General features: G+C 57.5%; 26 protein-coding genes and 1 riboswitch. Of the genes, 16 read left to right on the plus strand and 10 right to left on the minus strand.

The features are described 5' to 3' along the window. The first annotated feature begins 173 nt into the window (after positions 1–173). From recA to OVA03_RS15775, 4 genes are all read left to right on the plus strand, one after another. On the plus strand, positions 174–1,256 hold the full coding sequence (recA, locus tag OVA03_RS15760) for a recombinase RecA (protein WP_189486381.1): 1,083 nt from the start codon (positions 174–176) through the stop codon (positions 1,254–1,256). Between the two features lie 271 nt (positions 1,257–1,527). Continuing rightward, on the plus strand, positions 1,528–4,164 hold the full coding sequence (alaS, locus tag OVA03_RS15765) for an alanine--tRNA ligase (protein ID WP_267525985.1): 2,637 nt from the start codon (positions 1,528–1,530) through the stop codon (positions 4,162–4,164). A 186-nt stretch (positions 4,165–4,350) separates the two neighbouring features. After that, positions 4,351–5,052, plus strand: a complete 702-nt coding sequence (locus tag OVA03_RS15770; RefSeq protein ID WP_267525986.1) for a DUF1013 domain-containing protein — start codon at positions 4,351–4,353, stop codon at positions 5,050–5,052. Between the two features lie 145 nt (positions 5,053–5,197). Beyond that, on the plus strand, positions 5,198–7,153 hold the full coding sequence (locus OVA03_RS15775) for a sialate O-acetylesterase (RefSeq protein WP_267525987.1): 1,956 nt from the start codon (positions 5,198–5,200) through the stop codon (positions 7,151–7,153). Positions 7,154–7,227: 74 nt separating this feature from the next. Here OVA03_RS15775 and OVA03_RS15780 read toward each other — a convergent pair whose 3' ends face one another. Then, on the minus strand, positions 7,228–7,428 hold the full coding sequence (locus OVA03_RS15780; RefSeq protein ID WP_189486385.1) for a DUF465 domain-containing protein: 201 nt from the start codon (positions 7,426–7,428) through the stop codon (positions 7,228–7,230). A gap of 156 nt (positions 7,429–7,584) precedes the next feature. On the opposite strand from OVA03_RS15780, the gene OVA03_RS15785 reads away from it, so the two are divergent. The 4 genes from OVA03_RS15785 (at position 7,585) to OVA03_RS15800 (ending at position 10,054) form a co-directional block, all read left to right on the plus strand. Beyond that, positions 7,585–8,169 carry a UbiX family flavin prenyltransferase gene (locus OVA03_RS15785; RefSeq protein WP_267525988.1) on the plus strand — a complete coding sequence of 195 codons (585 nt, stop codon included), beginning with the start codon at positions 7,585–7,587 and terminating at the stop codon, positions 8,167–8,169. Beyond that, complete coding sequence (locus OVA03_RS15790) at positions 8,162–8,674, plus strand: TIGR02444 family protein (protein WP_267525989.1); 513 nt, start codon at positions 8,162–8,164, stop codon at positions 8,672–8,674. The genes OVA03_RS15785 and OVA03_RS15790 overlap by 8 nt, the downstream gene beginning before the upstream one ends. Before the next feature lie 73 nt (positions 8,675–8,747). After that, complete coding sequence (locus tag OVA03_RS17005; protein WP_189486388.1) at positions 8,748–9,158, plus strand: YdcH family protein; 411 nt, start codon at positions 8,748–8,750, stop codon at positions 9,156–9,158. A gap of 68 nt (positions 9,159–9,226) precedes the next feature. Next, positions 9,227–10,054: a PhzF family phenazine biosynthesis protein gene (locus OVA03_RS15800; protein WP_267525990.1), complete on the plus strand. Its 828-nt coding sequence runs from the start codon at positions 9,227–9,229 to the stop codon at positions 10,052–10,054. A 6-nt stretch (positions 10,055–10,060) separates the two neighbouring features. On the opposite strand, the gene OVA03_RS15805 is transcribed toward OVA03_RS15800, so the two are convergent. The 3 genes from OVA03_RS15805 to metX all read right to left on the minus strand — a co-directional run bounded on the left by OVA03_RS15805 (position 10,061) and on the right by metX (position 13,441). Continuing rightward, positions 10,061–10,948, minus strand: a complete 888-nt coding sequence (locus OVA03_RS15805; protein ID WP_267525991.1) for a DUF4349 domain-containing protein — start codon at positions 10,946–10,948, stop codon at positions 10,061–10,063. A gap of 241 nt (positions 10,949–11,189) precedes the next feature. Further along, positions 11,190–12,362 carry a cystathionine gamma-synthase gene (gene metB, locus OVA03_RS15810; protein WP_267525992.1) on the minus strand — a complete coding sequence of 391 codons (1,173 nt, stop codon included), beginning with the start codon at positions 12,360–12,362 and terminating at the stop codon, positions 11,190–11,192. Between the two features lie 5 nt (positions 12,363–12,367). Beyond that, positions 12,368–13,441, minus strand: a complete 1,074-nt coding sequence (gene metX / locus OVA03_RS15815) for a homoserine O-succinyltransferase MetX (RefSeq protein ID WP_267525993.1) — start codon at positions 13,439–13,441, stop codon at positions 12,368–12,370. A 16-nt stretch (positions 13,442–13,457) separates the two neighbouring features. Further along, positions 13,458–13,573, minus strand: a riboswitch (SAM riboswitch). Positions 13,574–13,701: 128 nt separating this feature from the next. Here metX and OVA03_RS15820 point away from each other — a divergent pair. Beyond that, positions 13,702–14,211: a chalcone isomerase family protein gene (locus OVA03_RS15820; protein WP_267525994.1), complete on the plus strand. Its 510-nt coding sequence runs from the start codon at positions 13,702–13,704 to the stop codon at positions 14,209–14,211. Here the strand turns inward: OVA03_RS15820 and OVA03_RS15825 are convergent. Then, positions 14,200–15,123 (minus strand): DMT family transporter, encoded by a 924-nt coding sequence (locus tag OVA03_RS15825; RefSeq protein ID WP_267525995.1) that lies wholly within the window; start codon positions 15,121–15,123, stop codon positions 14,200–14,202. The genes OVA03_RS15820 and OVA03_RS15825 overlap by 12 nt on opposite strands. A gap of 173 nt (positions 15,124–15,296) precedes the next feature. Here OVA03_RS15825 and OVA03_RS15830 point away from each other — a divergent pair, with 173 nt between their 5' ends. The 4 genes from OVA03_RS15830 to OVA03_RS15845 all read left to right on the plus strand — a co-directional run bounded on the left by OVA03_RS15830 (position 15,297) and on the right by OVA03_RS15845 (position 18,945). After that, positions 15,297–16,964 carry a homoserine dehydrogenase gene (locus OVA03_RS15830; RefSeq protein ID WP_267525996.1) on the plus strand — a complete coding sequence of 556 codons (1,668 nt, stop codon included), beginning with the start codon at positions 15,297–15,299 and terminating at the stop codon, positions 16,962–16,964. Beyond that, positions 16,965–17,324, plus strand: a complete 360-nt coding sequence (locus OVA03_RS15835; protein WP_267525997.1) for an MmcQ/YjbR family DNA-binding protein — start codon at positions 16,965–16,967, stop codon at positions 17,322–17,324. After that, positions 17,321–18,193, plus strand: a complete 873-nt coding sequence (rlmJ, locus tag OVA03_RS15840) for a 23S rRNA (adenine(2030)-N(6))-methyltransferase RlmJ (protein ID WP_267525998.1) — start codon at positions 17,321–17,323, stop codon at positions 18,191–18,193. The genes OVA03_RS15835 and rlmJ overlap by 4 nt, the downstream gene beginning before the upstream one ends. A gap of 200 nt (positions 18,194–18,393) precedes the next feature. Further along, positions 18,394–18,945 (plus strand): hypothetical protein, encoded by a 552-nt coding sequence (locus OVA03_RS15845; protein WP_267525999.1) that lies wholly within the window; start codon positions 18,394–18,396, stop codon positions 18,943–18,945. 3 nt (positions 18,946–18,948) lie between these two features. Here OVA03_RS15845 and OVA03_RS15850 read toward each other — a convergent pair whose 3' ends face one another. Further along, positions 18,949–19,896, minus strand: a complete 948-nt coding sequence (locus tag OVA03_RS15850) for an endonuclease/exonuclease/phosphatase family protein (RefSeq protein ID WP_267526000.1) — start codon at positions 19,894–19,896, stop codon at positions 18,949–18,951. Between the two features lie 6 nt (positions 19,897–19,902). Further along, positions 19,903–20,220, minus strand: coding sequence for a heavy metal-binding domain-containing protein (locus tag OVA03_RS15855; protein WP_267527742.1), 318 nt, complete (start codon positions 20,218–20,220; stop codon positions 19,903–19,905). Positions 20,221–20,316: 96 nt separating this feature from the next. Here OVA03_RS15855 and OVA03_RS15860 point away from each other — a divergent pair, with 96 nt between their 5' ends. The 3 genes from OVA03_RS15860 (at position 20,317) to OVA03_RS15870 (ending at position 23,032) form a co-directional block, all read left to right on the plus strand. After that, positions 20,317–20,778, plus strand: coding sequence for a DUF4112 domain-containing protein (locus OVA03_RS15860; RefSeq protein ID WP_267526001.1), 462 nt, complete (start codon positions 20,317–20,319; stop codon positions 20,776–20,778). Between the two features lie 75 nt (positions 20,779–20,853). Next, the gene (locus tag OVA03_RS15865; protein WP_267526002.1) at positions 20,854–22,512 is read left to right on the plus strand and encodes a DUF2793 domain-containing protein; all 1,659 of its coding nucleotides are present in this window, start codon (positions 20,854–20,856) and stop codon (positions 22,510–22,512) included. Between the two features lie 4 nt (positions 22,513–22,516). Beyond that, entirely contained in the window at positions 22,517–23,032 is a 516-nt protein-coding gene (locus tag OVA03_RS15870; RefSeq protein ID WP_267526003.1) for a hypothetical protein, read from the plus strand. On the opposite strand, the gene OVA03_RS15875 is transcribed toward OVA03_RS15870, so the two are convergent. From OVA03_RS15875 to OVA03_RS15885, 3 genes are all read right to left on the minus strand, one after another. Then, on the minus strand, positions 23,033–24,709 hold the full coding sequence (locus OVA03_RS15875) for a putative bifunctional diguanylate cyclase/phosphodiesterase (RefSeq protein WP_267526004.1): 1,677 nt from the start codon (positions 24,707–24,709) through the stop codon (positions 23,033–23,035). Positions 24,710–25,188: 479 nt separating this feature from the next. Next, positions 25,189–25,410 (minus strand): hypothetical protein, encoded by a 222-nt coding sequence (locus OVA03_RS15880; protein WP_267526005.1) that lies wholly within the window; start codon positions 25,408–25,410, stop codon positions 25,189–25,191. A gap of 115 nt (positions 25,411–25,525) precedes the next feature. Next, the gene (locus tag OVA03_RS15885) at positions 25,526–26,257 is read right to left on the minus strand and encodes a lysophospholipid acyltransferase family protein (protein ID WP_324291011.1); all 732 of its coding nucleotides are present in this window, start codon (positions 26,255–26,257) and stop codon (positions 25,526–25,528) included.

The following is a 26,257-nucleotide window of genomic DNA, read 5'->3' on the forward strand; positions in this document are numbered from 1 at the left end:
GGCAACAATCGTCCCCCTAATTTTTTGAATCCATTCAGATAATAAAATGTTCCAAATTTTTTGTGAGAACATATTGCGAACCTGGAACAAATAGGGTACGAATTAGGTGTCGCAAAGATTTCGAGATTTAGGGCAGCCTTGAATGGGAATCGTGACATAGGGAAGGGATTGGTATGTCGCAAGCGGTATTGAAACTCGTGGGAAAAGACGAAGCAGAAAAACAACGCGCTTTAGAATCGGCGCTGGCGCAGATTGATCGCGCCTTTGGTAAAGGCTCAGTGATGAAGCTGGGCGCATCGGGCAAATTTGCCGAAGTGGAATCTATCTCCACCGGTTCGCTGGGCCTCGACATCGCGCTCGGTATCGGCGGTCTGCCGAAGGGCCGCGTGATTGAAATTTACGGGCCGGAATCGTCGGGTAAGACCACGCTGGCTCTGCATACAGTCGCCGAAATTCAAAAAGCTGGCGGCACGGCGGCGTTTGTGGATGCCGAACACGCCCTTGATCCCGCCTATGCCCAAAAGCTGGGTGTGAATCTGGATGAGCTTTTGGTGTCGCAACCCGATAATGGTGAGCAGGCGCTGGAAATCACCGATACGCTGGTGCGCTCCGGTGCCGTTGATATCGTTGTGATCGATTCGGTCGCGGCCCTGACACCGCGCGCGGAAATCGAAGGTGATATGGGTGATAGCCTGCCCGGTCTTCAGGCGCGCCTGATGTCGCAGGCCCTGCGTAAGCTGACCGGCTCGATCTCTAAATCAAAATGTATCGTGCTCTTTATCAACCAGATCCGCATGAAAATCGGCGTCATGTATGGTTCGCCCGAAACGACGACCGGCGGCAATGCGCTGAAATTCTATGCTTCGGTGCGTCTGGATATCCGCAGCATCGGTAAGATCAAGGTTCGCGACGAAATCATCGGTAACAACGTCAAGGTCAAGGTCGTCAAGAACAAGGTCGCCCCTCCGTTCCGCGAAGTTGAATTTGATATCCTTTACGGCGAAGGTATCTCCAAGCTGGGCGAAATCATCGATATGGGCGTAAAGGCCGGTATCGTTGAAAAATCGGGCTCATGGTTCTCTTATAATTCGACCCGCATCGGTCAGGGACGCGAAAATGCGCGTGAGTTCCTGAAAGCCAATCCGGCCATGGCGAATGAAATCGAGATGGGTGTACGCAAGAAAACGGAGAAACTGTCCGAAGATCTGCTGGGCACCCCTGAACCCGACGCTAACGAAGGCGATGAATCGTTATAAGGCCATCGGTTAGGGCACGGGCGCGAATCCCTAAACCAACCCGATCCTGTGCCTTAACCGTCTTAGAGCGCATTCCGAAAAGTGTGTAGCGGTTTTCGGACCCCAAATGCGCGTTAGACTAAAAGCCGCGCCTTCGGGAGCGGCTTTTTTGTAAATTTTTCACGTAAAGTTCAAATATCGCGCAAACCCCTTTGCGCTCAGGCATAAGCCCTTTATATACGCCTGAATTTTGTAATCCCCCTGAACGCGGAGCGGTTATTCCGTCTTATCCATGCCCTCATTAAACGACATTCGTAAGACCTTTCTGGACTACTTTGCCCGCAACGACCATGAGGTGGTGTCCTCGTCATCGCTTGTGCCGCAAAATGATCCGACTCTGATGTTTACCAATGCGGGCATGGTGCAGTTCAAAAACGTCTTCACCGGTGCCGAAACCCGCCCCTACAAACGCGCCACGACCTCGCAAAAGGTTGTCCGCGCGGGCGGCAAGCATAACGATCTCGATAATGTCGGCTATACCGCGCGTCACCACACCTTCTTTGAAATGCTGGGCAATTTTTCCTTTGGTGATTACTTTAAGGAACAGGCGATTGAACATGCCTGGAACCTGATTACCAAGGATTACGGGCTTAACAAAGACCGCCTGCTGGCCACTGTCTATATCGACGATGATGAAGCCTTTGGCCTGTGGCAGAAAATCGCCGGGCTGCCGGAATCGCGCATTATCCGCATCGCCGGTTCGGACAATTTCTGGAGCATGGGCGATACCGGCCCGTGCGGGCCGTGTACGGAAATATTCTATGATCACGGCGAACACATCTGGGGCGGCCCTCCGGGCTCACCCGAAGAAGACGGCGATCGCTTCGTCGAAATCTGGAACCTTGTGTTCATGCAGTTCGACCAGCAGCCTGACGGCACGCGCCTGAACCTGCCCAAGCCTTCGATTGACACCGGCATGGGGTTGGAGCGAGTCGCGGCGGTTTTGCAAGGCGTGCATAACAATTATGACATCGACCTGTTTCAGGCCCTGATTGGCGCCAGCGTTGACCTGACCGGCGTCAAGGCCGAAGGCGAGGCCTTGCCGTCGCACCGCGTTATTGCCGACCACCTGCGCTCAACCGCGTTCCTGATTGCCGATGGGGTGACGCCGTCGAACGAAGGCCGCGGCTATGTCCTGCGCCGGATCATGCGCCGCGCCATGCGCCACGCTTATATGCTGGGTGCCAATGAACCGCTGATGCCCCGTCTGGCACCTGTTCTGGTTCAGGAAATGGGCGGTCATTATGGTGAGCTGAAACGCGCCGAAGCGACGATCGTTGAGACCCTGCGTCAGGAAGAAGAACGCTTCCGCCGCACCCTGGGCCGGGGCATGACCCTGCTGGATGAAGCGACCGAAACCCTGAAAGACGGCGATGTTTTGTCCGGTGATACGGCCTTTAAGCTTTATGATACCTATGGTTTCCCGCTCGACCTGACCCAGGACGCTGTGCGCGCCAAGGGCCTGACGGTCGATACGGCCGCGTTTGAGATTGCCATGGAAGCGCAGCGTACTCGCGCCCGTGAACACTGGACCGGCTCCGGTGAAAAAGCCGTGGCCGCCGAATGGTTCTCGATCAAGGATCAGATCGGGGCCTCTGAATTTGTTGGCTACGACCACCTTAATGCGCAGGCCCATGCCCAATTTATCGTCCATGACGGTGAGGGCATCGAATCCGCCCATACTGGCGATACGGTTGAGGTTGTGTTTGAAAAGACCTCCTTTTACCCTGAAGGCGGCGGGCAGGCCGGGGACACCGGCGTGGTCGATTTTATTCACGGTCATGGCCGTGTGCTCGATACCCAAAAGCAGGCCGGTGATCTGATTGTCCACCGCATTGAAATCATTGAGGGGGTTCTGAAAGTCGGTGATAAGGCTGAACTTCAGGTCGACCCGGTAAAGCGTAAAACCACGCGCTCAAATCACTCGGCGGCGCACCTGCTGCACGCAGCCCTCAAAAATGTGCTGGGGCCGCATGTGGCGCAAAAAGGTCAGTTGGTCGATGCTGAGCGTCTGCGTTTTGACTTCAGCCACGGTGGCCCGGTCACGGCCGAAGAGATCGAGCGTATCGAAGCCGAGGTCAATGCCGTCATCCTGCAAAATCAGGCGGCGGCGACCAAGATGATGTCACCCGAAGCCGCCATCGAAGAAGGGGCCGTGGCCCTGTTTGGTGAAAAATATGGCGACGAAGTGCGCGTTCTGTCGCTCGGCACCAAGTTGGCAGGCGAGGGCGGCTATTCGGTCGAACTGTGCGGCGGCACCCATGTGGCGCGCACCGGCGATATTGCCCTGTTCAAGATCGTGTCCGAAACCGGCATCGCGGCGGGTATCCGCCGAATCGAAGCGGTGACCGGCGAAGCTGCGCGGCAGTACCTGCTGGAGCAGGCGGGTATCGCCAAGGGATTAGCCGATCAATTTAAGGTGCCGGTGGCGCAAGTGTCTGCCCGCGTGGAAGCCCTGATCGCGGATCGCAAACGCCTTGAAAAAGAACTGTCTGACGCCAAGCGCGCTTTAGCGGTCGGTGGCGGCGGGGCCGCGTCTGGCCCCGAAGAGATCAATGGCATCAAGGTCACGGCTCGCGTGCTGGACGGGGTTGGCGGCAAGGATTTGCGGCCGCTGGCTGAGGATTTCCGTAAAGCGCTGGGCTCCGGTATTGTGGCGCTGGTCGGTGTTCTGGATGGCAAGGCGGCGGTGACGGTCGCGGTGACGGCTGATCTGACCGATAAATATAATGCTGCTGAACTGGCCAAGGCTGCCGTCATCGCTATGGGCGGGCAAGGAGCGGGCGGCAAGCCTGACTTCGCGCAAGGCGGCGCACCGGATGCCACTAAGGCTGAGGCAGGGCTTGCGGCGATCAAGGGGCTGATTTAACCGGTCTTTTTATCGGTGTGCGGCCTTCGCCGCAGAAATTGTGTTTGGGGTGTTCCCATTGACGCAAAACCGCTTTATAGATGGTGGCAACAACCCGCGCCCGGCCGAAAAGGTCGGGCGTAGCCGTTTCTGAATGGCGGTTTTCATGACGAGAGCCAACATTCACCGCTCAGGAAAGATGCATCTATGTCTGATATTTTGATGCCGAAAGCGACCGCTGTGTGGCTGGTCGACAATACCTCGCTCTCGTTCGAGCAGATCGCCGATTTCTGTGGCCTGCACTTCCTTGAAGTCAAGGGCATTGCCGATGGCGAAGTCGCCCGCGACATCCGCGGCGCTGACCCGATCGCCAACGGTCAGTTGACCCGCGAAGAACTGGATAAGGCCGTAAGCACCCCGGCTTATCGCATGAAGGCGTTGGTCAGCCGTCACGCCGAACTGCTTAAGCCCGCCAAAAAAGCCCCGCGCTATACGCCGGTGTCGCGTCGTCAGGATCGCCCGGACGCCATCAAGTGGTTCGTGCGCCACCACCCCGAAGTGACCGACGCCCAGATTTCCAAGCTGCTCGGCACCACCAAATCGACCATCGAGCAGGTGCGCAACAACACCCACTGGAACGCGACCAATATCAAGCCGGTCGATCCGGTGACGCTCGGCCTCGTGTCGCAGATTGAACTGGACGCCGCCGTGCGCAAGGCCGCCGCCGTCAAGATCAAGCAGGCTGAAAAGCTGGGTATCCCGCTCGATGATCCGTCGCTGAAACCAGCGGCCGCTATCATTCCGGATGAGGAAGAAGACACCTACAACAGCCGTCCTGACCTCAGTGCTGAAGACGTGTTCGGATCGGCACCGTCGCGGCCTGTTAATGAAGATGATGAGGATTATTAATCGGTCAATCTGAGAATAAAAGCCTCCCTCCGGGGAGGCTTTTTTGTGTGATAAATCCTGAAAATATAACGGTAGCGGTGACTTGCGAGACGGTGAGGTGCGCGCTAGTTTTACCGCTAACATATAAAAAAGACAGGGCAGGATCATGAAGCTCAGGCTTGCTATCGCAGGCGCCATTGGCGCGGGTTTAACTATGCTGACCACAGGGGCGCACGCTCAATCGGCGACGCCGCTTCTGGCCGAAATGTTTCAGGATCATGCGGTGCTGCAACGTGATCGCGCCGTGCCGATCTGGGGGCAGGCGGCCCCGAATGAGGCGGTGACCGTCAAGCTGGGGGCGCAGACCCTGACGGCCATGGCGGATGCGAACGGTCAGTGGCGGGTCAGCTATCCGGCGACACCGGCGGGCGGGCCGTATACTCTGGAGGTCGTGACCGCATCCGGTGCAAAGCAAACGGCCCGCGACATGATGTTCGGCGATGTGTTCCTGTGTTCGGGCCAGTCGAATATGGAATGGAATGTTCAGGGTACGATCGGGTCTCAGGGGGCTGTCGCCACGTCCAAAGATGACGCCATCCGTATGATGACGGTGGCCAAGACCCAAAGCCTGACGCCGTCCGATACGTTCCTTTCGCCCGTACGCTGGCAGGTGGCATTGCCGGAGACCGTGCCGAACTGGTCGGCGGTGTGCTATTACTATGCGCGTGAGTTGAAGCGCACCATCAATGTACCTATCGGCCTGATCAATGCGTCGTGGGGCGGGGCGAATATCCGCCCGTTTATGAGCGAGACGGCGCTGCGAAATAATGGTGGATATAATGATCAGCTTGATCTGATGAAGGTCTATGCCAGAGACACCGCGGCGGGGACGACCCGCTGGGGGCAGCAGTTTGAAAGCTGGTGGGCGGCCAATGGCGGCGAAGGCAAGCCGTGGGCGGCCAACGCGAAAACGATCGCCACCTGGGACAAGGTGCCCGACATTTCAAAGAACTGGGAGCAATGGGGGTTTGGCGAATTTGCGGCCTATAACGGCGGTCTGTGGTATGCCGCGACGGTGAAGCTGACCGCCGCGCAGGCCAAGGGGGCAGCGACCCTGAACCTCGGCACGATTGATGAGATCGATCAGACCTGGGTTAATGGCAAACCGGCGGGCTATACCTCAGGGGCGGGGACGCCGCGCGTTTATAAACTGCCGGCGGTGGCGCTTAAGGCGGGCGATAACACCATCATAATGAATGTGGTCGATACCTGGGCCGCGGGCGGCGTTTACGGCGACGGGCCGCGCACCCTGACCCTTGCCGATGGCACGACCGTCGCGCTTACCGACTGGCGGTTTCAGCGCGTCGCGAAAACTGTGCCTCAGCCGCCGCGCGCACCGTGGGATGCCACGGGTGGGTTGATGACGCTTTATAACGCCATGATCGCGCCGATCGGGCCCTATGGCCTGAAAGGGGCGCTATGGTATCAGGGTGAATCCAATGCGGGTGAGGCCGATAGCTATGCCGGATTGCTTGGCGGCATGATGAAGGATTGGCGCGGCCAGTTCGGGTCGGATTTGCCGTTCCTGATCGTGCAATTGGCCAATTACGGTGCGCGCCCGACTGAGCCCGTCGAATCTGGCTGGGCGCGTTTGCAGGATCAGCAACGGCTGGCCGTGGCACGCGACGGTAATGCCGCTCTGGCGGTGACGGTTGATATTGGTGACCCGAACGATATCCACCCGCTCGATAAGAACACGGTCGGTAAACGGCTTGCGCGCGGGGCGCGGTCGGTGATCTATAAGGAAAACATCACGCCTTCGGGGCCGCAACCTCAGTCGGCCACGCGCGCAGGCGACACGGTGACGGTAAACTTTACTGATATCGACGGCGGGTTGATTTCCTATTCAACCGACAAGCCGATCAGTTTTGAACTGTGCGACAGCAACCGCGGGCCGTGCACCTATGCCGCCGCCCAACTGAGCGGCAACGGCGTGACCTTAAAAGCACCCAATGCGGCCACCGCTCAATATGTGCGCTATTGCTGGGCTGATGCGCCCACCTGCACGCTCTATGATCGGGCGGGCCTTCCGGCGGGGCCGTTTGAGATCGCGATCAAGTAAGACGCGGGGTAAATAACAAAAACGCCGGAGATTTCTCTCCGGCGTTTTTTCCCCATCAATGATATTTTACGCGGTTATTGCAGCACCTTCATGCCGTCGCCCTGTCGCATAACATCCCTGATGCGTTCGATTTCTTCTTTGAGCTTAAGTTTTTTGCGCTTCAGCTCCTTAAGGTATAGAGAGTCCACAGACGGATTTTTCGCTTCGCGTTCAATCGTATGCTTGAGGGATTGGTGACGCTGATCCAACTCGCGTACTCTGGCTGCTATGGTCATATTGCAGGGTCCTCTTTGTCTATACCGGTCCGAACCCCATGTCCGAACCTGCTTAGGGAACACCCGAAATGGCTGTGTGTAGAATCACAATGGATTACAATTGATCACGGAACTGAGAGATTGTTAGTTTATAAAATATGAATGATGAGTACCCACATGCCTGACACACCGCGTTTGATCATCGCCATTTCCGGCGCATCCGGGGCTATATATGGCCTTAAGGCGCTGGAAGCCGTGCGCGCGTTAAAGGTCGAAAGCCACCTGATCGTCTCGAAAGCGGCGGCGCTGAGTTTGACGGCGGAACTGGACATTACCTTGTCCGATCTGCACGCCAAGGCCGATGTGGTCTATAAACCCGCTGATATTGGTGCCGCGATTGCATCAGGTTCGTTCCGTACACTGGGCATGTTGGTGGCGCCCTGTTCGGTCAAGACCTTGAGCGAAATCACCACTGGCGTGACATCATCCCTGATTAGTCGGGCCGCGGATGTGACGCTTAAGGAGCGTCGTCGGTTGGTTTTGATGGTACGCGAAACCCCGCTGCATCTGGGGCATCTGCGCTCGATGGCGGCGGTGACAGAGATGGGGGCGATCGTAGCTCCGCCCATGCCGGCCTTTTATACCCGCCCGCAGTCGCTTGATGAGATGGTGGAACAGAATATCGGGCGGGTGCTGGACCTGTTTGGCCTCAATGCTCCGTTTAAAAAGTGGGGCGAGGACGTATCGCTGAACCATGACTAGCTTTTGGAATTGGGCTGTGGCGGTCTATGGCGCGGACGGGGTGGCGGCGCAGTGCCTTAGTTTGCAGGACGATCATGATCAATGCGTGCCGCTGGTGCTGTGGGCGGTCTGGGTAGGCACAAATAGCGGCAAACTCAGCGCCGAGGTGGCCGAAGAAGGTGCAGAGGTGGCCCGGTCATGGAGCGAGGCCGTGATTAAACACTTGCGAATACTTCGCAAAAGGCTGCGGAAACCTTTGTCCGACATAGATGATTTGGCGCGGGAGCGTATTCGTGCGCAGGTAAAATCAGTGGAACTGAACAGTGAGCGCGAGCTGATGGTGGCGTTAGAAGCGCTGTCCATTGTTGATTTTTCTGAGACGAAACAAAATCTTACCGCTCTGTGCACGGACAATGTGGCGATGGTGTCAAAAGCGTGGGGGCCAAAAGTGCCACGACCTCAGTTGATTAGTCTGATTGGCACTCTTTCGGACGGCGGATTTTTAGAGTATACTCCTGCGTCTTAATGTCCTGAATACTGTGGGGCCCGAAGACTTCGGATCGGGTTCCGGTCGAAGATTTTAAGGAGCGGATGTCTACATGCATGACGATCAGAGCAATATAAGATCGCTGTTTCCGACCCAGGGCCTCACCCTCGTGAAAACCGGTGCGGGCGAAGGCGGAGCCGATATTGAGCGCCGTGTCTTTGGCCGTCGCGATGTCGATGCTGAAAATTTCGATGATATTGCTGAGGACGTGCTGGATTACCAGAAGGACGACCTCGATCCGACCGTGCGCGAATTGCCGATCAGCGTCGAAACTGTCAAGATGCGCGGGCAGGTAGCGCATCTGCGGATGGAGCATAAGGATCTGGACGAGTCCATCAGCGCGCTGGAATCCATGCCCTTGCCGGATCAGATTCTGATTGCCCGCCTAAAGCGCAAAAAACTGGCCCTGCGCGATCAGATTACCGAGATCGAAGACAAGATCCGCCCGGACATTATCGCCTGATGTGATCCACATCATTGACGTGGCAGGCCGGGGTAATCCCGGCCTTTTTATTTTCTGAAAGTTATTCTATGCGACAATTTCTGATCGACGCCTTTGCGCGCGCGCCGTTTATGGGCAATCCGGCGGCGGTGGTCGAGCCGTTTGATACCTGGCCGTCCGACGATTTCATGAGCCGTCTGGCCATGGAAAACAATCAGGCCGAAACCGCCTATATGCTCAAAACCGCTGAGGCCAATGTATTTGGCCTGCGCTGGTTCACGCCGGCGGTTGAGGTCAATCTGTGCGGTCATGCCACGCTGGCGGCGGCCCATGCCCTGTTTACCGAACTGGGGCTTGAGGCCGAGGTTGTGCATTTCGACACGCGTCATGCGGGCCGTTTGAGCGTGCGCCGCGTGGGCGGCCAGCTTGAAATGGACTTTCCGGCCTATCCGGTGCAGGCCATCGCGCCCGTGCCTGAGATTGAAGCGGTGATCGGTCAGACGGCGGTGGCGACCTTTGGCGGGCCGATGCTGATCCTGCAACTGGCCTCAGAGGCTGCCGTGCACGAACTGAAATTCAATGCCGGTGAGATCGGCTATCCGCAAGCCTGCACTCTGTTTGATGCCGCCCATGTGGTGGTGACGGCGTTTGCGGATGCGGGCAGCCCCTATGATGTCGTCAGCCGGTTTTTTGCGCCCGGTTTTGGCATTGCCGAAGACCCGACGACGGGGTCAATGCACTGCGCACTGATGCCGCTCTATGCAAACCTTACGGGGAAGGCTGTGCTTGAGTTTCACCAAGCCTATCCCCGCCGTGGTGGCGATCTTAGGTGCGAACTGGTCGGCGACCGCGTGAAACTGCGCGGGCGTGCGATCACCACCCAGAAAACCCAGGTGATGATCGCAGTTGAGGAGTGAGCTTGATCAGGCGCCAGGGACTTTTGCGGGTTTTTTCCTGCGCCGGGTCACGATCCAGACGATGGGCGCCAACACCACCGCAAATGGCAGGACATAGCTGAAAATCATAACCATAAAGGTCATGACGGCGATAAAGTTAGGACCGACGCTGCCAAAAGCGCTCAGTAGCGGCGAGAGTGTCCCTTGCGACTGTGCCGCCGCCGCACCGGAATAGGTCAGGGTGACCTTCGACATCGCCACCCGCTTTTTCATCAGCGCCAGTTGAGACCGGGCGTAATCAATCTGCGACTGAACGTCGTTAAGCTGGTTTTGCAACTCGATAACGTCGGACATCTTACCCCTGTGGGTGCGTAAGGTGGTTTGCAGATTGTCGCGCAGGGCGATCTGATTGTTGATGCGGGCCTCATGATCGACCATCTGCGCGGTCAGGTCTTCGGTGGCGATGGTCTGGGCCTCGATCCGGCCATCGGTCGCCGCCAGTTGTTTATTCAGGTCATTGCGGAAGCTCTCGATCCATTGGGGCGTGGCGCGCAATATCAGGCGATGGCTTTGGAAATGCTGTGCCCGATCAGAGGTGCTGTCCATCGATATGACCTGACAGATTGCGGCCCCGGCAGCGGTGCAGGCGTTACGATGGGCCGACAACAAACTGTCCAGTGCCTTGTCCGGCGCGCTTAAACTAAAGCTGTAGTCGTAGGCCAGTTGCGGCAGAGATGGGGTGTCGAGGCGTGCCTCGGACGTCTGGCCATCCGTCGTGATTTCGGGTGCTGCCTCCATGACAGCTTCCTCGACCGGGGCTTCGGCGGGTTTGGAGCAGGCGGTAAGATAGGCGGGGACTATAAATAAGGATACGCCAACAATTAAGGACTTAAACTTGAGTAAACGCGTGGTCATGGCGGCCTCCTGGCATGGGTTGATCCCCGTTGGGGATGACCTATTCCGGCGCGCAAACCGTGGCGTTTTCACGACGAAATCACGTAAATGTGATAATTGCGTGATTTTTCGTTACTTATTGTAATGTATTGAATTTATTTTGTTTTATTATGTATTAAGCGCGGCTGAAAACATATTTTCGGCGTTTTTATGGCGTCTTTGATCACGAAATGGGCGGCGTGGTGTGCCGCCCTTGGTCAGGTCATGCCGCTGCCAACGCCCGCTCCAGCGCCTTGACCAGATCATCCGCATCTTCCAGGCCAATCGACAGGCGCAGTAAGCCGCCGGTGATGCCGGCCGTGGCCTGCGCTTCTGGCGACATGGCGGCGTGGGTCATGGAGGCCGGATGGACGATCAGGCTTTCGACCCCGCCCAGAGACTCAGCCAGTGAAAACAGATCAACCACATCCAGCACCGCTTTGACCGCATCTAAGCCCCCTTTAAGCTCAAAGCTCATCATCGCGCCAAAACCGGCCTGCTGACGGGCGGCCAGGTCGTGCTGCGGGTGGGATTTCAGGCCGGGATAAAAGACCTTTGATACAGCCGGATGGCTTTCCAGATATTCGGCCACGGCCTGCGCCGATTGCTGCTGCTGTTTGATGCGCACAAACAGGGTACGCACGCCGCGTAAGGTAAGATAGGAATCGAACGCAGGCGCAGTTGAGCCGACGCAATTGGCCCACCAGCGGTACAGTGTCAGATCCTCCGCCGTAGTGCACACCAGCGCGCCTCCGATCACGTCCGAATGGCCGTTAATATATTTGGTGGTCGAATGAACCACAAAATCAGCACCGAATTTGATCGGGTTTTGCAGGGCGGGCGACAGGAAGGTGTTGTCAACGGCGACCTTAGCCCTCGCTTTGTGGCCTAGATCGATCAGTTTTTGCAGATCGACCACCCGCATCAGCGGGTTGGACGGGGTTTCAATCAGCAGCATGGCCGTTGGTTGCGACAGGGCCTGCGCCACCGCCGCGTCATCGCCCTGATCGACATAAACGAGGTCAATCAAGCCCTGTTTGGCGCGGGCGTTCAACTGCCGCTGAGTACCTCCGTAACAGTCGTGGGGGGCGACGACGCGGTTATTATCTGTGGTCAGCGGCTGCCATAACAGGTCAATCGCTGCCATACCGGAGGCGGTCATGACGGCACCCACACCGCCTTCGAGTTCAGCAATCACTTCAGACACAACCTCACGGGTCGGGTTGCCGGAGCGGGCATAGTCAAAGGTGCGCTTCTTGCCAAAGCCCTCAAACGTGTAGTTCGATGACAGGTAGATCGGCGGCATGACCGCACCGTGGGCCGTATCCGTATCGATGCCGATATTGATGACGCGGGTCGAAAGCTTGGCGTCTTTGAGGTAGTCTTTTTTCGACATGATACTCAGTCTTCCAGGGAGTGTTTGACGATATCGGACACGCGCGCGATTTCCTTAAGGAAGGCGTCATGGCCATAGAGTGAGGGCAGTTCAATGAACACGCTGTCTGACAGGCTTTCATACAAAGCGACCATGTCGGCATAGGGCACCAGCCGGTCGGTCGGCACGGCCGCCAGAAAGACTCTGGCCTTGATGTTCTTTGGGTCAACGCGGTGGCGATCGAGCGAATCCGACAGCGACACCCAGCGGTTGACGTCCGACGCCGTATAGGCATCGCCGCGCGCCCGCAGGTAATTGCAGACCGTGTAGTTCTCACCGGCGACATCGGGCGCCAGACCGTCAAACCGTTCCAGAAACTCCTGCTCAGAGCGGTAGGTGGTCATAGCCAGTTGCCGCGCCAGCGATATAGCGTCGCGCTCATGACCGGTCTGCTTGCCGAACATCAGGATGCGCCGTTGCAGGCCGCGCATGGCGGTCGCCATCGGGTGGGCGCGGTGGGCGGCGGAGATCACGCACAAACGCTTCACAAAGTCCGGATAAAGCTCGGCAAAGGCAAGGCCAATCATGGCACCATATGACGCGCCGATAAAGTCATGCACCTCATCCACGCCCAACTGATTGAGCAACAGCTTAACCAGCCGCGCCTGATCGTGGGTAGAAATCGTATAAACCTGATCGGCGGGCAGGGACGGGGCAAAGTCGATGCTTAAGACCCGCCAGTGATTAAGATCCAGCGCTTGATTAGGCCCCGCGACACCTTCCCACCAGCCGGGGGCGGTGTCGGTCGAGTCTTCCTTTTGGAACAGGACACGGCTGGCTGAAATGCCGCCGATCGCCACCACCATAGGCGCGTTGGCCGGGCCGTAAACGCGGCCGATAGCGTGGGATTGGCTCAGCTTTTGGCCGCTGGCGAGACGAAAATCGGCAGGGATCGGCGCAATTACATCAACGCCGGTCAGATCGGGCAAGTGGTCCAAAGTCGCGGTCATGTCATCCATATGGGCATCAAGCAAAACGGGCTCAATCGCGACCAGAACAATTATCATGACGGGCGAGAAGATAAGACGGCTCTGCCGCACGGCGCGGCGCGTCTTCCTCTCATCTGTCGAAGATAAATCTTCGCAGGAGTTGGCACCATACTTTATCCGGTAAACGGATAAGCGGTTGCCCCAGCGTCAATGGGCCTGTCCCTCGGCTGGTCTCGATGAGTGATTTTCCTATGCCGTATTTTGTATAAAACCGTCAAGGGTATATGTAGCTGGGTTTGATCCGGGGGGCTGTTTGGTGCGTAGACTGATGTGACGGGACACAAAAGATCAGACCAAAAGGGCCATCTGCCATGCACCGCCGCTATTTTATTGCCTCATGTCTTGCCGTTTCGGCCTTTGCGGCTCAGGCCGAAACGCCGGATATCCTGAAACACGTTCCCAGCGCCCAAAAAGTCGGGGCCGGACGGTTCAGCCATCTGGGGTTTGATATATTTGATGCCACCCTCTATGCGCCGCAGAGCCGGTATAATGCCTCTGGGCCATTTGCGCTAAAGCTTGAATATCTCAGGAACATCAAGGGCAAGTCCATCACAGATAATTCGGTCAAGGAAATCCAGAAGCAGGGCGTGAGTGCCGATAAGCTGAACCGCTGGCGTGAGCAGATGGCGGCGATTTTCCCGGATGTCTCTAAAGGCGCCAGTATTACGGGAATACGTGATGCCAGTGGTCATGCGCTGTTTTACAGCGGCGGCAGGTTGCTGGGCACGATCAGGGATGCGGAGTTTAGCCGCGCGTTCTTTAATATCTGGCTGGGGCCTAAAGCGCCGCAAACCTTGCGCGATAAGCTGTTAGGCGGTTGATTTAGGTCTCCCCAGTTCCGCCAGCGCAATGCCCGCACAGACCAGCGCCAGCGCCACAAAGTGAAAGCCGTGCAAGGGTTCACGCAGGATAAGCACTGACAACCCCACGCCGAATATGGGGATCAGGTTGATAAACAGGCCTGCCCGATTGGCGCCGATCAGTTCGACGCCCCAGACGTATGCCACCTGCGCCACCAAAGCGGGCAGAAGCGCGGTATAGGCGACAATAGCCCAGCCGGTGGCATCGGGCCAGATGATCTTGCCCGCCATGCCTTGCAGGGCCAAGGCCGGAAAACAGGCCAGCACGGCCCCAAGGGCTGAGACCGCCATCAGGCTTTGCCAGTGGATGTCGGGTTTGAAGCGCAGCGCAATGGTGTAGCCAGCATATAAAAGCACGCACAGCCCCATCAGGGCATCGCCACGATTGAGGTTCAGGTGGATCAGTGACATCAGGTCGCCGTGGCTGGCCGTGACCAGAACGCCAAACAGGGTCAGGCTGAAGCCGGCGATCTGGGCCAGATTGGCCCGCGCCCGAAATATGGCATAGTTGAGCGCGAAGATAACGGCGGGCATGGCCGCGTGCTCAATGACCACATTGGTGGCCGACGTCAGGCTGAGCGCCGAATAGAGCACGATATTGAACAGGCCAAACCCTGCGGCCCCATAACCTAGCAGCAACGGCCAGTGGCTGCGGATTTTCGGCCAGTCGCGGCTCAAAGGCTTAATTGAAAAGGCGGCTATCAGGCAAAAGGCACTCAGCCAGCGCAGGGTGCTCAACGTGACCGGATCGATATGGCCGACCGCCATCTTGCCCGCGACCGTATTACCGGCCCACAACAGACCCGCGGTCGCCAAAAAGCCATAGGCTTTGAGCGAAGCGGAGGCAGCAGGGGTGACGGGAGTCGAAGACACGAAAATTTCTTTTGAAACCAATTGGGTGCGTTATATGATCGCCATAACACAATTTGCCGGATGGCTTATCTTTTTCCTTTGAATTTCGGGTCAGGTCTTATAACCACGCAAGCCTTAACTCTTAAAATTTGTCGCCTGCCGTATGGGCGCAAACTCATGATCGGAACTTTGATATGTCTACCCTTGTTGTGAAATTCGGCGGTTCAGTCCTGACGTCTGAGGGTGCGCTGCACCGGGCGGTGGCTGAAATTTATCGGTATGTGCGCGACGCCCATAAGATTATTGCCGTGGTTTCTGCCTTTAAGGGCGACACCGATCAGCTTATGCGGCTGGCGGTTTCCTATACTCAGGCCTCAACCTCTTCGGCCACGCCGCACCTGTTGGCGACCGGTGAGATGAAGGCGGCGACGCTTTTGGCTATGGCCTGTGAGCGGTCGGGCATCGTTACCAAGTTTCGCTCGGCCTATGAAATCGGCCTGACGGCGGAGGGCGATCATTTCAACGCCAATCCGACCGGCGTTAATGCCGATGTGCTTAAGGGTGATCTTGAAAAATTCGATCTGGTGGTTGTGCCGGGCTATGTGGCTGAAAACGCTTCAGGCGAGCCGGTTCTGCTGGGGCGCGGCGGGTCTGATCTGACCGCCGTCTATATCGCTAAGGCGCTGGATGTGCCGGTCAAGCTCTATAAGGACATCGATGCCGTCTATGACGCTGATCCGGCGCAGGTCGGCGACAGCGCCAAGCCATACGAAGCGCTGGCCTGGGATGAGGCGCTGAAAATCGCCCATCCGGTGGTGCAGAACAAGGCCATGCGCTATGCCAAGGACAACGGCATGACGGTTGAGGTTGCAGCTTTGACCAAGGGCTATGAGACTGTGCTGGGGGGTAAAACCAGCGTGCGCAAGGCCGTGCCGCTGAAACGCAAGCTGCGCATCGCCGTTATGGGGGCTGGCGGTGTCGGCGCGAAGTTCCTTGAGCGCGCGCAGGAATGGGACGACCTGATCGAGATCGACCGCGTGCTGGTGCGCGATGTCTCCAAGCGCCGCGATCATCCGCTGGCTGCCAAATTTACCTCGGATGCGCGCAGCTTTGCCAAGGGTGATGTCGATGTGTTTGTCGATATTGGCACCGGCGTGTCGCCTTCGGCCGAATTGCTGGAATCTTTCCTCAAGGCAGGTGTGTCGGTGACCTCGGCCAACAAGCAGGCGGTGGCGGCATCGGGCGACAAGCTGCGGGCGGCATCAAAGGCGTCAGGCGCTATGCTGACCTATTCAGCCTCGGTCGGCGGCGGGGCCCCGATCATCGAAGCGTTGAGCCGGGCGGTCAAAACCTATAAGATCAAAAGCTTCTGCGGTGTGCTTAACGGCACCTCGAACTTTGTGATTGATCAGGTCGAGGCGGGTAAAACCTTTGACGCGGCTATGGATGAGGCCCGCCGTCTGGGCTTTGCCGAGCCGGATTCAACCGCCGACCTTGACGGCACTGATGTTGGCGCAAAACTCAAACTGTTGCGTGAAATCGCCTATCCGGGCCTGACGCCAAAGCATTTGGAAGTTGGTGCGATCACTGAGGACTCGCTGATCATCCCCGACGGCAAAGGCCTGCGTTATGTGGCGCGTTGCTGGCGGACTGAGGACGGCATTGATGCCTCGATGAAACTTGAGGTGCTGGATGCCGATCACTATCTGGTCGGGGCCAAGGGGGAGCAGAACCGCCTGATCCTCGAACTCGATAACGATGAGACCTGGTACGTCACCGGTAAGGGCGCGGGCGCGTGGCCAACATCTGAGGCCCTTCTGGCCGATGTGCTGCAAATCGCGCGTGAGGCTAATTTGAAATAGATGACCCTTGATGACCTGAACGCCTTCTGTGCTGCCTTACCCGCCACGACCCATGTGGTGCAGTGGGGCGGCTCAGATGTGTGGAAGGTCGGTGGTAAGGTGTTTGCGATTGCTTCCGTAGAGAATGATCAGTTTAAGGTGAGTTTCAAGGTCACGCCGGTCGGGTTTGAAATCCTGCGCGATCATCCCGATTGCATTCCGGCCCCTTATCTCGCGTCGCGGGGCATGACCTGGATACAGGCGCGCGGGTCTGAGCAAATGAGCGATGACGAATTGCGCGATCATTTGCGCGGGTCGTATGATCTGATTGCAGCGGCCCTGCCTAAAAAACTTAAGCGTGAACTGGGACTGATGGAATGAACTACCGCCACGGCTTTCATGCCGGAAATTTCGCTGATCTGGCTAAACACGCGGCGGTATTGAGTTTCCTCAAGCATTTGCGCGGGTCTGTGGCCCCGCTGACGGTCATCGATACCCATGCGGGGGCGGGTTATTACGACCTGTCCGATCCGCATTTTGCGCGTTCAAAAGAGGCCGAGGCCGGCATCAAATACCTGCTCAGTTCGGATGTGCCGGATAGCCTGAAACCTCTGGCCGGTTATGTGCGTGCCAAGAATGAGCGGGCCGGATTTCGCGACTCGATAGGTCTTTATCCCGGCTCGCCCGTGTTGACGCTCGATCATCTCCGGGTCGGCGATGCCTATGTCGGCTGTGAGTTACGCCCTGACGATTTCCGCTATTTGCAGGAAGCGATTGTGCCGCGCGGTAAGGCGCAAAATGTCGACGGCTACAAATTCGCCGTCAATGCCGCTCAGATTGATGACCCTGCCGATATGTTCTGGCTGATCGATCCGCCGTTTGAGCGGTCGGATGACTATACGCAGATTGTCGATGCGTTAAAGGCGGGACTTACGGCGCGACCAAGCTTAAGCGCCCTGATCTGGTTGCCGCTGAAAGATCTTGAGACGTTCGATCGTTATCTGCGCGATATGGAGCATGAGTTATTTGCCCATGAAGATTCTGATGGCGAAACCCATGAGCCGGACCTGCTGATTGCCGAACTGCGTCTGCGGCCGCTATGGAACCCGATGAAGATGAACGGCTGCGCGCTGGTGGCGGTCAATGCGCCGGTGGGCTTTGAAGCTGATTTGCGCTCGATTGCCGCCGATGTGGTCACGGTGTTTGGCGACAAGGGCGGTTTGGCCAAGGTCTGGACGCTCAATTCGTAAATCCAAAGTGCCTTATAAGGCGCTTTGGCAAGACCGACCGGTCGCCCGAACTAATGTGAGGAGCCATGCGGCGTTTGAGCTAAATAAGTGCCTAAAATGCCGCAGTGCAATAACGCGCCTGTGATGCCGACTTCATGGTCAGCGCGCGTTTTCCATGTTACGCTGGGTTAACCCCCAACTTCATTTACGGAAACATGTCTATGGCTGACGATACTGTCGAGTTTGCTCCGCTGGCGCAGGCTGAAGAGGCCGGAAAAGCCGTGCAGCAGGCGTCTGAGCGCATGGCTAATTTCTGGATGGGGGCGCTGTCGCCCATGTGGGTGCCATTCTTCGCCGCAACCTCATTCGGGATCAGCGCCTGGAGCATGACGCAGGCTCTGAGTGCGACTAAGGTTGTGGGCTCTGGCGGGAGCAAGCCGTTAGGGTTCATCAATCCGTGGTTGCCTGACAGCTCTGTGATGACCACGATGCTGGCCGAAACCGAAAGCGCTATTCGCGACACTCAGCGCGCGGCCATGAAGATGATGATGGAGGCCGAAGAGGTCGCCCTTGAGGCCGTAGAACGTATGCCTGAAGTGGATATCAAACCGGTTTTTGTCCCTGATGCCGAAGAGGTCGCAGATGACATCACACTGCCCCCGGCCGTTGTGGCGGCGGCGCTCGATACGGCGGCGGACAGCTTTGAGCCGCTGGAAAAGCCTGTAAAAAAGAAGCGTGCCCCGAAATCAGCCGATAAGGCCGAAGAAGAATAATCCTTATCTGACCTGAGATGTGGCGGACGTATGTCTGGCGGGGCGGATATCGACCATCACCGGCAGGTGATCTGAGCCATTAAAGGGGCCGATCGTCTTGCGCGACAGGCTAATGTCATGGCGGGCAAAGACATTATCGATATTGACGCGTAAGGGCGCGGGCAGCCGTGCGGGCCATGTGCCGCCGATGGTCGGGGCCGCCGACAGGGCATTGGCCTTCATCAGGGTATGCAGCAAATCGGCACTGGGGGTCGAGTTGAAATCGCCGATAATCACCGTATTGGCACCCGTATGGTCTATCAGATAATCATTCAGGAAATCGCGTTGCCTGACCTGAGCCTGCGGCGGCTGAAACGGCCATGGACGCGTGAAGTGCGCAACCACCAGCGTAAACCGGCCTTGCGGGGCTAGCACATCGACGCGGTGCAGGTTGCGGTGATCGATATAGCCGTGGGCATTGGCCAGCGGAAAGCGTGAAAAGACGTGACTGTCCCAGGTCTCGAAATGGTATTCATAGCGTTGGGTCAAGATTGGCATCAGCCGTTTTTCGGCGCCGGGACTGTCTTCGATATAGGTCACGACATCGGGGTTTTCTGCGATCACCCAGTCGGCTAGGGCTTCCGGCGTCTTGTTATTGACCCACAGATTGGCAAAGATCAGCTTCACGGGTTTGGTACCCATCGCGGGCGGCGGGCTGTGGTTGACGGCGGCGGGGATCAGGCTGATCGCCATCAGAACCGAGGCGATTAAGGCCATCACGCACGGCAGGGCCTTTCGCATCAGCAGAAACAGCAGAGCCAGCCCTGCCGTTACTGTCAGTACCGGCAGAGTGAAGATGTCGATCAGATAAAGCTCCCGCTTCATCGGATCGAGCCAAACGACACCGCCAAGCGCCAGCAGAGCCGCCGCGGCTATGTAACAGAGCGCGTTGAAAAGCCTGGTGATAAGCAACAGAATTTAACCGAGCTTGACCGCGGTGCCGGAGCAGCTAACCATCAGCATAGTGCCCTGACCGACGGTTTGGTAGTCGATGTCGACGCTCAAAATCGCCGTACCGCCCAGTTTCTCGGCTTCGATCTGCATTTCCTTGAGGGCCGCATCACGGGCCTGACGCAGGACTTTTTCATACGATCCTGACCGCCCGCCAATGATATCGCGGATGCCAGCGAACAGGTCGCGGAATATGTTGGCGCCCAGAATGGCTTCGCCGGTGACAATGCCGAGATAGGCCTCGACGGGGCGGCCTTCTATCGTGTTGGTCGTGGTCAGGATTATTCCCTCGGACATAGTATTTCCTTTTGATTTAAGCTGTGCCTAAATGGCAGGTGATTGCACGGATTAATATCCACATCCTTGCGGGGGGCAAGGCCTATGTTTGTGAAATCTCATGAAGATGTGAACCGCGTCTATGAACAGATAGGTACAATCAAGCGCCTGTCTGACCGCGTTGTGGGCCTTGGGCCGTTTGGTATCGGCCTTGACGGGATTCTGACCTGGATACCGGGGGCGGGGCTGATTTACAGCATCGGGGCCAGTATTATTATCCTGCTGCACGGTATTCGGGCGCGCATGGATTTGCCGACTTTTCTGATGGCGGTTGGGGTTTTGTTTGTCGATAACGGCGTAAGTTCCGTGCCGGTCGTGGGCCAAGCCGCCGACCTGTTCTTTCAGGGCCACCTCTATGCTGCTAAGTTGGTGCAGAACTATATCGACAAGACCCACTATGTCGCCGCCAGCAAGCGCGAAGCCCATGCATCAGGGGCGCACGCCGATCATGTCGCGGCGATGAAAGCCGTCAAGGGCAAAAAGCGGGTCATTTACCTTCATCCGTGACTATCCCCGCATCTATGCCCGCCGTTAGCCAAGCCGCCATCCTGACCTCAGACCCATTTTATCTGAGGATCAATTGTGCCCGACACCCAGACACCGCGCCTGAACCTTGCCCTGCTGGCGGCGGGGCAGAGCCAGAAACACATCACCCTGAACGAAGCCCTGATGCGCTGCGACGCCCTTATCCACGCCCGCGTCTTAAGTGTGAGCGTGAGCGCGCAGCCCGCCACGCCGTTGGATGGTGACGCCTATATCCTGCCGTCCGGGGCGGTAGGCGCGGATTGGGCGGGACAGCCCAATGGGGCGATGATGCGCTATGATACCCACCTATGGGCGGTGATCAATATACCCGCCGGTGCTCTGGTTTATGTCGCCGATACCCAAAGCTTTGTGGTGCGTACGGACACCGGCTGGGTGGCGCTGGAAAGTCACCTGAAAGCGATAGATAACCTGCTCCGGTTGGGAATCGGTACCGGTGCCGATAGTTATAACCGGCTGGCGCTCAAAAGCCCGGCGGCCCTCATGTCGGCCGAAGATGGCGGCAGCGGTGATTTCAGTCTGACACTCAACCGCAGTGCCGGTGACGCCGAGGTACAGATCCTGTGGCAGTCGGAATACGAGACTCGTGCGCTTTTGGGGCTGTTGGGCGATGATGATCTGACGCTCAAGGTCTCGGACGGCATGAACTGGCGTGAAGCCTTGCGGGTCAATCACGTCTCAGGGCGCGTGCGGTTTGCCTCGGCGCCGTTTAAGACCGCCAATGTCGTTCAGCGCCGCCATGTCGCAGGGCAGGGGTGGCTGAACAGCACCACACCTGCTGACCATGACTGGCAAAGCGTCGTCTGGTCGCCGGAGTTGGGCCGGTTCTGCGCCGTCGCCGCATCCGGCACCGGCAACCGGGTCATGACCTCTGAGGATGGGGTGACGTGGACGCAGCGCACCTCTGCCGCCGATAATAGCTGGATGAGTGTCTGCTGGTCGCGTGAGACCTGGCAGTTTTGCGCGGTGGCAGCATCGGGCACCGGCAATCGCGTCATGACCTCCCCCGATGGCGTGACGTGGACAGCACGCACATCGGCGGCTGATTATATTTGGTCAAGTATCTGCTGGTCGTCGGAGCGGCATCTGTTTTGCGCGGTCGCCGCGTCCGGTACAGGCAATCGGGTGATGACCTCACCCGATGGGGCGGTGTGGACGGCGCGAACAACCCCGGCTGACCTTGATTGGCGCAGCCTTGTCTGGGCGGGAGAGATGGGTGTGTTTGTCGCAGTAGCCTCATCCGGCACGGGCAGTCGGATTATGACCTCAGCCGACGGGGTAGTGTGGACGCAGCAGGCCACACCCGCCGATCTTGACTGGCAGGGCTTAAGCTTTTCACCGGAGCTGAACCGTCTCGTGGCGGTGGCAGCATCGGGTTCGGGCAGTCGCGTCATGACCTCCGACGACGGCATCACCTGGACTTTGCGCACCACGCCCGCTGATCTGGAATGGCGCAGCGTATCTCGGGCAGCGGAAATTGGCCTGTTTTGCGCGGTGGCCTCATCCGGCACCGGCAATCGTGTCATGACTTCGCCTGATGGTATCAACTGGTCGTTGGGCGTCAGCGCTGCCGATAAGGGCTGGCACAGCGTAGCATGGTCGCCGGAACTGGGTTTGTTTGCTGCCGTCGCCAATACGGGCACGGGTCAGCGGGCCATGACCTCAGTGTCGGCTTATAGCTTTACTTACCGGAGCTAAGGTCATGACCATACTGGATATGATCGGTGGCGCGGGCGCTTTGGGCGGGGTGTTCGGGGCGGTGGGCTCTGGCCTGAGCCGTCTGATCGGCATCTATGAGCTGCGCGAAAAACGCAAAGACCGCGCCATGGACATCGCCCATGATCGCGACCGCTGGGATCATGATCTGAGGCTGATCGGGGTGCAGTCGGACGCGCAGGCCCGTCAGGCGGATCAGGCTTTAGACCGCGCCGACACCGAAGGCCGCTGGGCGGGGCTTGAGGCCTCGATTGCGGCTGAGGCGAAACTGACTGGCGGCTACGCTTGGGTTGAGGCCGTGCGGGCCTTGGTGCGACCGGTACTGACGGTGCTGATCTGGCTGGTGTTCAGTCTGTTGTTTTTCACGGCTCTGGGGGCGCGATTGCCCGCGGCGATCCGAGACGACATTGTCATCACCTTCGTCAATGCGGTGACGTTTAGCGCCTCAACCGCGCTAGCGTGGTGGTTTGGCGATCGCGGGCCTGTCCGGCCTAGGTTTTAGTTACTTCGCCGCCAGCAAAGCCGGAAAGCGCCCATCAGTCATCAGGGCCGATTTTTCCGGGTCTGCGGCGATCAGGGCTGACAGGGCAATGCGCAGGGCCTCGATCTGTTCGTCGCAGAAGCCATTGACGGTGATTTCCTCACCGCTGATGGCCTTGCCGAACAAAAAGCCCTGACCCGTTTTGCAGCCCTGCTCGGACAGCCAGTGGGCGGTCTCGAAGTTTTCGATCCCTTCGGCGGTGGTGGCCAGATCAAGGCTTTTGCACAGGCTTAAAATGGCCTCAACGATCTTGCGGCTGGCCGGGGTGCGCTGGGCGGCCATGACAAAGGACGAATCGATCTTGAGCTTATCGATCGGCAGTTCGCGCAGGTGGTTGAGGTTGGAATAGCCGGTGCCGAAATCATCGAGCGCGATGCGCACCCCCTTGGCTTTGAGGGCAAATAAAATGCGCTTGGCGGCTTCATAATCATGAACCAGCGCGGTCTCGGTCACCTCGACCTCAAGGCGTGAGGGCGGGAACTCATAACTATCCAGCAAGGTCAGAATGTCTTTGGATAACTGATCATCCATAAGCTGGTTGGGCGAAATATTGAGCGAAATATAGATATCATCCGGCCAGGCCTGCGCATCGACGCAGGCCTGATCCAGCAGTTGCAGCGTTAACTGATCAATCAACCCCATATCTTCGGCGACCGAAATAAAGGCATAGGGGGCGATGGTGCCGGTTTGTGGATGGTGCCAGCGCGCCAGAACCTCATAGCCTTCGATCTGCCCGGTCGAGAGGGTGACCAAAGGCTGATAATAGGCTCTGATTTCGCCTTTGAGTATGGCTTGACGCATGTCGGCTTCGATCCGGGCGCGGGCCTGAATACGGGCATCCATTTCCTGATCATAGTAACGGAACTGCCCGCGGCCATCGTCCTTGGCGCGGTGCAGGGCCATATCGGCACGTTTCAAAAGCTCGCTGCCGGTCAGGCTATGGGCCTCACACGCCAGGGCAATGCCGATGCTGGCGGCCAGATGGCAGGGGACGGGTTTATCGGTCGTGACCTCAAACGGGGCCTCAAACGCCTGCAACAGGCGAAGCGCTGTATTGGCATAGGCTTCGTCATCGGTTTGAGCCGACAGCAGAGCCGCAAACTCATCGCCGGACGTGCGGTAAAGCTGGCCCTGATGGCGCAGGGCCTCGACCATGCGCTCAGCTACCATCTGCAATAACAAATCACCCGCACGGTGGCCGTGGGTATCATTGAGCGGTTTGAAATTATCGAGGTCAATCATCATCAGACCGACACGGGCGTGGGGCGACGACAGGGCCTCAGCCAGATCCTGGCCCAGCTTGCGCCGGTTGGGCAGGCCGGTCAGGGCATCAAAAAAAGCAATTTCGTTTAACCTGACTTCGGCCTCATCGCGGGTTTTGAGCGCAGCCTTCAACGCGATTGCCCGCCGATGTGACAGAACATAGCCGCACGCCAGTAAGGCTAAGAAGACAAAGGCTGCCGAATTAATCCAAGCGGTATGATGGCCATGAGCGAAAATAACCAGACCGCGAAACAGGTCGATATAGACGCCAATGCCAATAGCTACCAGAAAGACCAGACCCACCATCAGGTCACGGGCGTTGTCAGCCCGGATGTGACCGGATAAAAGAGACCCTGAGCGCCTGGATTGGGCCATGAGGAATGCCTTATGGGCTGTTTTTTAGGTTGTACCGGTCTTTGTGCCGTCTTGTCCGCGGGTCGCTCGACCATCTCGACCATAATGGGCAAAGCATTATACTTCGTTAAGGGTTTTTGAGTTTTCGAGGGGCGATAATTCGCCAAATAAGAGAATTTCGTGTCATTTTTGCCCTACCGCAGCGCCACAACGATTCGTAATGCGATAGGGCTTGCTATCGAATTAAGAATTTATTAACTTTTTATATAAGGCCCCGGTGAAACCTGTGGGGCGAATGAATCCGGGGCGGCAATATAGTACGCTTAAGATTCTTATTCCAATTAGGGCAGGATGAAAATGGAAGCGTTCGTAGGCTTAACCGCCACCGCGATAATGCTTGCGTGTTTCGTAGCGTTCGTAGTGCTTCCCTGGATGCAGGACCACGAGCATCGCTAACGACACTCGCATAGCTATGCGAAAGATGTGTAAGTCTTAAAATATCAGGCGGCGCGAGGTCGGGATAATATCCCGGCAATCTCGCGTTCTGTCATGGTGATCAGGTCGCTGGCGTCATCGCTATCACCGGCGCGTTCGCCGATCAGCTTTTCAACATAGATACAGGCGCGGTTATATTCGACCGGTCTATGGCCCAGTTCGTCCATAACGCGGTCCAATTTTTCAAACAGGGCGCGTTTGTCGTCTTCTGACAATGGCTGGCTCACAGCGATCCTCCTTATCACAAACACATAAAGGCATGATGATACCGTATCATTATTAATATAAAGGATCGATAAGTGTCATGTTGCGCTGCGGTAATGGGACGGTAGAAAAAGACAGTTAATCCCTGGCGGCCTGTTTGCGGCTATTTTCCGCCATTAGGGCATTTGAGGCGGTCTCGATCCGCTCGCGCACAGCACTCATAAACTCGGCGCGCTTCATCCCGGCGGGCAGGGGCGGCAGAAATTCATAAACCACAGTGCCGGGGAAGCGCCTGATGCCGTGGGCAGGCCAGCACTGACCGGAATTGGTGGCCATCAGATAACAGGGCGCCTCCAGATCGCGATAAATAGCGGCGACCCCCGGCTTATAGGTTGGGTCTTCGCCGACCTCGGTGCGCGTACCTTCGGGGAAGATCACGATCTGACGCTGCTCGCGCAGGCGTTCTTTGGCCATGACCAGCATGGATTTGAGCGCCTTGGCTGCGTCTTCGCGTTTGATCGGGATCATATGGGCGCGCCACATGTACCAGCCGAAAAACGGCATCCGCGTCAGTTCTTTTTTGAGCACAAAGCAGGTATCCGGCAGGATCAGAAACGGCGCTATGGTATCGAGCATGCTCATGTGCTTGCCCGCAATCAGGGCAGACCCCTGCGGGGCATATTCAAGGCCGCGAAACTCGACCTTAACGCCGGAGATGACCTTAAGCCCCCAAATTACACATTTCGCCCACCAACGGATGATAGCCATCACCATTTTTCGCGGCAGCAGCAGCAGGGGGGAGAGGCCGAAACCGACCAGGAAGATCATGCCGTAAAGCCAGATCTGGAACAGAATATTTCGCAAAGCCAT

It is taken from the genome of Asticcacaulis sp. SL142 (genome assembly GCF_026625745.1).
Taxonomy (GTDB): Bacteria; Pseudomonadota; Alphaproteobacteria; order Caulobacterales; family Caulobacteraceae; genus Asticcacaulis.